Here is a 6396-nt window from a genome sequence, read left to right on the forward strand (position 1 = left end):
GCCGTCGCTCAACGGATAAAAGGTACCCCGGGGATAACAGGCTGATCTTGCCCAAGAGTCCATATCGACGGCATGGTTTGGCACCTCGATGTCGGCTCGTCGCATCCTGGGGCTGGAGTAGGTCCCAAGGGTTGGGCTGTTCGCCCATTAAAGCGGTACGCGAGCTGGGTTTAGAACGTCGTGAGACAGTTCGGTCCCTATCCGCTGTGCGCGCAGGAGACTTGAGAAGGGCTGTCCCTAGTACGAGAGGACCGGGACGGACGAACCTCTGGTGTGCCAGTTGTTCCGCCAGGAGCACGGCTGGTTAGCTACGTTCGGAAGGGATAACCGCTGAAAGCATCTAAGCGGGAAGCTCGCTTCAAGATGAGGTCTCCCACAGGGTTAACCTGGTAAGGCCCCCAGCTAGACGACTGGGTTGATAGGCCGGACGTGGACGCACGGTAACGTGTGAAGCTGACCGGTACTAATAGGCCGAGGACTTGACCACTCACTCTTCTCTCGCCGGCAACGGCGTTGAGATCCTGAGAATTTATGCTACGCGTCCACTGTGCGGTTCCCGAGATACGGTCGGGGGCTCCGTTTTCGAACGAGAGCCGGCCTGATATCTCAATAGAGTTTCGGCGGTCATAGCGAAGGGGAAACGCCCGGCTCCATTCCGAACCCGGAAGCTAAGCCCTTCAGCGCCGATGGTACTGCACTGGTTACGGTGTGGGAGAGTAGGACGCCGCCGGACATTCTTTCGATAAGGGCCACCCTGATGGGGTGGCCCTTATCGCTTAACGGGAGAATGTCGCGCATCAAAAGAGGAGCAATTGTGACGACGAATGACGGTCCGTCCCGCGGAGGGGGCGGGCAACGCCCTGCGTCCCGCGGCGCAGGCTCTCCTCGTGGTGCCGGCAAGCCCGCTGGGTCCGCGCCTCGTGGCGCGGGTGGCAAGCCGCCTGTCTCGGGCGGGCCTCGGAGCGGTGGTGGAAAGCCCCCTGTCTCCGGCACACCCCGCAGCGGTGGCAAGCCGCCTGTCTCGGGCGGGCCCCGGAGCGGTGGTGGAAAGCCCCCTGTCTCCGGCCCACCCCGCAGCGGTGGAAAGCCCCCTGTCGCCGGTGGACCCCGTGCGGGAGCGGAGCGCTCAACCGGGTCGAGTGCGGCACGCGCTGCCGGGGGAAGGCCCCCTGCTTCGGGCGCCTCGCGTGGCGAGCGCCCGCCCGCCGCTGGTGCGTCCCGCGGGAGTGGGAGTCGGCCTGCCGCGACGGGTGCACCCCGTGGCAGTGGGGGACGACCTCCTGCCTCTGGTGCCTCCCGTGGCGCGGGCGGAAGGCCTGCGAGCTCCGATGCGCCCCGCGGAACCGGTGGTCGGGCGCCTGGTGCCGGCGCGGATCGCGGTACCCAGGGGAACCACCGCCCCCGATCGGATTCGGCGTCGGATTCACGGCCCGATTCGCGGCCGGATTCACGATCAGGTTCGCGGCCTGATTCGCGGTCGAATGCGCGACCCGATTCGCGGCCCAATTCGCGGCCGGATCGACCGGCGACGGCTCCGCCTCGCGCGCCGGCCATTGACAAGGACGTCACGGGGTTCGAACTCGACAAGGACGTCCGTCGTGAGCTGACCACGCTGCGGGCCGAAGCGGCCGAGTCCGCCGGAATGCACCTGGTGATGGTGGCCCGACTGCTCGACGAGGACCCGGAGGGCGCGTACGCGCATGCCGAGGCGGCGCGACGTCACGGGCCGCGGGTCGCAGTGATTCGGGAGGCGCTCGGTATTGCGGCGTATCACGCCGGGAAGTACTCGGAGGCGCTCGCGGAATTCCGGGCCGCCCGGCGGATCTCGGGCAACCAGGAGCACTGGCCGACGATGGCCGACTGCGAACGCGCGCTCGGGCACCCGGAGAAGGCGCTGCAGATGGCCGCGGCGCCGGAGGTCGCACAGCTGACGCGCGCGGCCAGGGTCGAGATGCGGATCGTCGCGGCGGGCGCGCGCGCTGATCTCGGCCAGCTCGACGCTGCCGTGGTCACGCTGCAGAGCCCGGAACTCAACGACAGCAAGCCGTCGGAATGGTCGGCCCGGCTGCGCTTCGCGTACGCCGCCGCCCTGGAGGCGGTTGGCCGGCACGACGAGGCGCGGACCTGGTTCGAGCGGGCCGCTGCGGCCGACCCGGATGGCCTGACCGACGCGGCCGAGCGGCTTGCTGAGCTCGACGGCGTGGTCTTCCTCCTGGACGAAGAGTCCGACGAGGTTGACGAGTCGGCAGGGATGGCCGAGCCGGCCGCGGGCGAGGTGGAACACCCTGCGGGAGAGATGCAACGGCCTGTTGCTGCGATAGCCGAGGCGGCCACGGACGTGGACCCGCCTGTTTCCGAGATGGACAGCCCTCTGGCCGAGCTGAATGAGCCGGTTGCCGAGGTCGATGAGGCGGCCGTGAGAGTCGAGCCCGCGCTGGCGATCGACCAGGCGGCGGCGATGTTCAGCGAGCCCACGAGCGCGCCCGACCGGGTGGCCGCGGTGTCCCGCGCGCCGGCCGTGGAGTTCAGCCAGACAGCCCTGATGTTCGACGAGCCCCCCGGGGAGTCCGACCCGCCCGCCCGGGCGGACCGGTGACGGCGCCGGCGGTCCCGCTCGCGGCGGGTAGCGCGACTGCCCTGGTCGACCGGTACGACGCCGGGCTGCTCGACCTCGACGGCGTTGTCTACATCGGTCCCAATCCGGTCCCGCACGCCGCCGAGAGTCTCGCGCTGGCGCGGGCCCGGGGGATGCGACTGGCTTTCGTCACCAACAACGCCTCGCGGACACCCAAGGCAGTGGCCGAGCACCTGACCGAGCTGGGCGTGGCCGCGGATGCCTCCGAGGTCGCGACCTCGGCGCAGGCCGCCGCCCGGCTTGTCGCCGGACTGGTGGCGCCCGGGTCCGCGGTGCTGGTGGTCGGCGGCGACGCGCTGGAGGAGGCGCTGATCGAGCGCGGGCTGCGTCCGGTCCACTCGGCCGACGACGGCCCGAGTGCGGTCGTGCAGGGCTACCACCCCAGCGTGGGGTGGGTGCAGCTCGCCGAGGGCACGTTCGCCGTGCGGGCGGGCCTGCCCTGGGTGGCCAGCAACACCGACCTGACGATCCCCACCCCGCGCGGCATCGGGCCCGGGAACGGGACGTTGGTCAACGTCATCCGGCAGGCCAGCGGTGCCGAGCCGTTGGTGGCCGGCAAGCCGGAACTGGCCCTGCACCGCGAGTCGATCGACCGGGTGGCCGCGGAGCGGCCGCTGATCATCGGCGACCGGTTGGACACCGACATCGAGGGCGCGGTTCGGGCCGGCGCAGCGAGCCTGCTGGTGCTGACCGGCGTGACCGGGCCGGCCGAGCTGCTGGCGGCGCCGCCGTCGTGCCGGCCCACCTACCTGGCCGCCGACCTGCGTGGCCTGCTCACTGCGCCTGCCGATGTCGTGCTCGATGGTGGGGAGGCCGCCCTGGGTGGCTGGACGGCACGGGTGCAGGCCGGCCGGTTGCGGCTGAGCGGCGGCGGCGACGCGGTCGACGCGCTCCGGGTGGCTTGTGTGGCCACCTGGGGTTACCCCGGCGAGGTCGACACCCGCGAGGTCGTCGTCCGCCTGGCCGCACGACACGCGTCGTAGCCCATGATCGCGGCCGTCGCCTTCGCCTGGACCACGCTCGTGCTCGTTCGCGACGGCAGCGCTTCGCTGGCTGAGCAGCGCCTGTTCGGCGTGGCCACCTGGCTGCTGCTGATCGCGTTGTTGGACCGCGAGAGCCCGTTGGTCCGCGCGCAGGTGGCCGTGGTGGTCGCCATTGCGACGGCGGTCGAATACACCTTCTCGCCGTTGCTCGGGGTGTACACCTACCGCTTCGACAACGTGCCGGCGTACGTGCCACCGGGGCACGGCCTGGTCTATCTGTGCGCGCTGGCGATCGGCCGGGCGGGCTGGGTGCACCGGCACCGGATCGGGCTGCGGACCGCGGTGGTCACCGCCGGCGGGGTCTACGCGGGCTGGGGGCTGGTGCTCGCCGAACGCACCGACGTGCTCGGTGCGTTCTGGTTCGCCTGCCTGGTCGGCTTTCTCTACCTCGGCCGGTCACAGACGCTTTATCTCGGCGCGTTCGCGATCGTCACCTACCTCGAGCTGGTCGGTACCTGGGCCGGGACGTGGGCGTGGTCGACGCACGACCCGACCGGTGTGATCCCGATCGGTAACCCGCCCAGTGGAGCGGCCGGCGGCTACGGCTGGTTCGACCTGGCCGCGCTCTATGCGGCGCCGGTGCTGCTGTCCGGCTGCAGGAGGGCCAGGGCCGCGCTGTGCAGCAATCCGTTGCTGGCCAGGGCGCTGCCGCCGTCCGGGCCGGGCCTGCCGGTCAGGTCGGTGAACACCCCGCCCGCCTCGGCCACGATCAGTGCCAGTGGCGCCAAATCGTGCAGTGCGACCTCGGGTTCGGCGGCGACGTCGACGGTCCCCTCGGCCAGCAGCACGTAGGACCAGAAGTCACCGAAAGCGCGGGTTCGCCAGCAGCGGCGGGTCAGGTCCAGGAATCCGGGCAGCAGCCCGCGCTCCTCCCAGCCGGACAGGCTGGAGTAGGACAGCGAGGCGTCGGTCAGTGTCGGCACCGCCGAGACCCGGCAGGCGACCGGATCGTCGGATCCGGTACGCGCCCAGGCTCCGCCGCCCGCCGAGGCCCACCAGCGGCGGCCCAGCGCGGGCGCGGAGACAACGCCGACGATGACGTTCGGCCCGTCCATCAGCGCGATCAGGCTCGCCCACACCGGCACGCCGCGGACGTAGTTCTTCGTGCCGTCGATCGGGTCGATCACCCAGCGGCGGGCTGAACTGCCGGAAGCTCCGGTATCGGCGAACTCCTCGCCGTGGATCGCGTCATGTGGGCGGGCCGCGGCCAGCAGTTCCCGCAGCCGGCTCTCGGTGTCCCGGTCGGCGTCGGTGACCGGGGAGAGGTCGGGCTTCGCCTCGATCCGCAGGTCGAGGGCGCGGAAACGGGCCGTGGTGATCGCGTCCGCCGCGTCGGCCAGGGCCAACGCCAGCACCATATCCTCGTGGAGCTCACTCATTCCCGAAACGCTAACGGCTCGCTGAACCAAACCCTCCTGGGGTCGTATCCGAATCCAGGACCCGCTGTACATCCACCGGGGAGCGCACATGTTCGACACCTTCATGGGACTGCCGCTCCATGTGCTCGTCCTGCACGTCACCGTGGTGCTGATTCCACTCGGCGCGATGGCGACGGCCGCCGTTTTCTGCCGGCCGGCCTGGCGCCGGGCGTACGGCCGCGTGATGGTGGCGGTCAGCCTCGGCCTGCTGGTCCTGGCGTTCGTCACGGTGCAGGCCGGTCAGCAGCTGCAGAACAGGTTCCGGCGCATCGGTGACACCAACGTGCCGAGGGACGACCATGAGGCCTTCGGGCGCGCGCTGCTCTGGATCGTGCTCGCGCTCGCCGTGGCGACCGTGCTGGCCGCCCTGGCGGACCGGCAGGGGGCGCCGGCGGCTGCGGGCCTGGGCCTTGGCGTGATCGTCGCCGGCTTGGCGGTGGCCTCGATCGTGTTGACCGTGATCGCCGGGCACACCGGCTCGAAGTCGCACTGGGAGGAGTTCGTCGACGGCACCAACGCCGCCTCCGCAGGCCAGGGCTGACGGACCATCAACTCCTGACGCTCCATCAGTCCCCGGGTTCCTCCGCGCGCTGGGGCACCGCCAGCAGTCGGCGTAACGAGGCCAGCCGGGCCGGATCGGCGTGCCCGGCCGCGACATAGGCGTCGAGCCCGCACTCCTCCTCGTCGTGACTGCAGCTGCGCGGGCAGTCGGCAATCCCGGGCAGCAGGTCGGTGAACGCCTGCAGCACCCGGTCCGGCGTGACGTGCGCGAGGCCGAAGCTGCGGACGCCGGGGGTGTCGATCACCCAGCCACCGCCGGGCAGCTCGAGGGCGATGGCCGAGCTCGAGGTGTGCCGGCCGCGGCCGGTCACGGCATTCACCACACCGACCTCGCGGTCGGTGCCCGGCACCAGGATGTTCACCAGCGTCGACTTCCCGACCCCGGAGGTCCCGACCAGCACGCTGACCCGGCCGTCGAGGCGCGCGCGCAGCGCCGCCGGGTCCTCGTCCCGCCGGGTCACCACGTGCGCGACCCCCAACGCGGCATAGAGCGCGAGCACCTCGTCCGCCGACGCGAGGTCGGACTTGGTCAGGCACAGCAGCGGGGTGAGGCCGGCGTCGTAGGCCGCGACCAGGCAGCGGTCGATCAACCGGGGCTGCGTGGCCGGCTCGGCCAGGGCCGCGACGATGACCAGTTGCTCGGCGTTGGCGACCAGCACGCGCTCGACCGGGTCGTCGTCGTCGGCGGTCCGTCGCAGCACCGAGGTGCGCGGGTGCAGGCGCACGATCCGGGCCAGCG

4 protein-coding genes, 2 rRNA genes and 1 pseudogene are annotated in these 6396 nt (G+C 71.1%); 5 read left to right on the forward strand and 2 right to left on the reverse strand.

Annotated features, from left to right (window positions below):
• The 4 genes and pseudogenes from H0X00_RS20395 to H0X00_RS20410 all read left to right on the forward strand — a co-directional run.
• A 23S ribosomal RNA gene (locus H0X00_RS20395) occupies positions 1-487 on the forward strand; the annotation flags it as partial.
• Positions 488-616: 129 nt separating this feature from the next.
• A 5S ribosomal RNA gene (gene rrf / locus H0X00_RS20400) occupies positions 617-733 on the forward strand.
• Positions 734-1642: 909 nt separating this feature from the next.
• Positions 1643-2245: pseudogene (locus tag H0X00_RS23970) on the forward strand (tetratricopeptide repeat protein); the annotation flags it as partial.
• A 347-nt stretch (positions 2246-2592) separates the two neighbouring features.
• Positions 2593-3618 (forward strand): HAD-IIA family hydrolase, encoded by a 1026-nt coding sequence (locus tag H0X00_RS20410; RefSeq protein ID WP_293774343.1) that lies wholly within the window; start codon positions 2593-2595, stop codon positions 3616-3618.
• Between the two features lie 626 nt (positions 3619-4244).
• Here the strand turns inward: H0X00_RS20410 and H0X00_RS20415 are convergent.
• The gene (locus H0X00_RS20415) at positions 4245-5057 is read right to left on the reverse strand and encodes an inositol monophosphatase family protein (RefSeq protein WP_293774345.1); all 813 of its coding nucleotides are present in this window, start codon (positions 5055-5057) and stop codon (positions 4245-4247) included.
• Between the two features lie 88 nt (positions 5058-5145).
• On the opposite strand from H0X00_RS20415, the gene H0X00_RS20420 reads away from it, so the two are divergent.
• Positions 5146-5637: a DUF2231 domain-containing protein gene (locus H0X00_RS20420; RefSeq protein WP_293774347.1), complete on the forward strand. Its 492-nt coding sequence runs from the start codon at positions 5146-5148 to the stop codon at positions 5635-5637.
• Between the two features lie 25 nt (positions 5638-5662).
• Here H0X00_RS20420 and rsgA read toward each other — a convergent pair.
• A partial coding sequence (gene rsgA, locus H0X00_RS20425; RefSeq protein WP_293774348.1) for a ribosome small subunit-dependent GTPase A occupies positions 5663-6396 on the reverse strand: 734 nt, incomplete at its 5' end.

Origin of the sequence: Sporichthya sp. (genome assembly GCF_013815995.1) — a bacterium.
In the GTDB taxonomy this organism is placed as follows: Bacteria; Actinomycetota; Actinomycetes; order Sporichthyales; family Sporichthyaceae; genus Sporichthya.

Coding starts and splice junctions, on each gene's coding strand:
- H0X00_RS20415 (WP_293774345.1), bottom strand. CDS start 5,057: ATGAGTGAGCTCCACGAGGATATGGTGCTGGCGTTGGCCCTGGCCGAC.
- H0X00_RS20420 (WP_293774347.1), top strand. CDS start 5,146: ATGTTCGACACCTTCATGGGACTGCCGCTCCATGTGCTCGTCCTGCAC.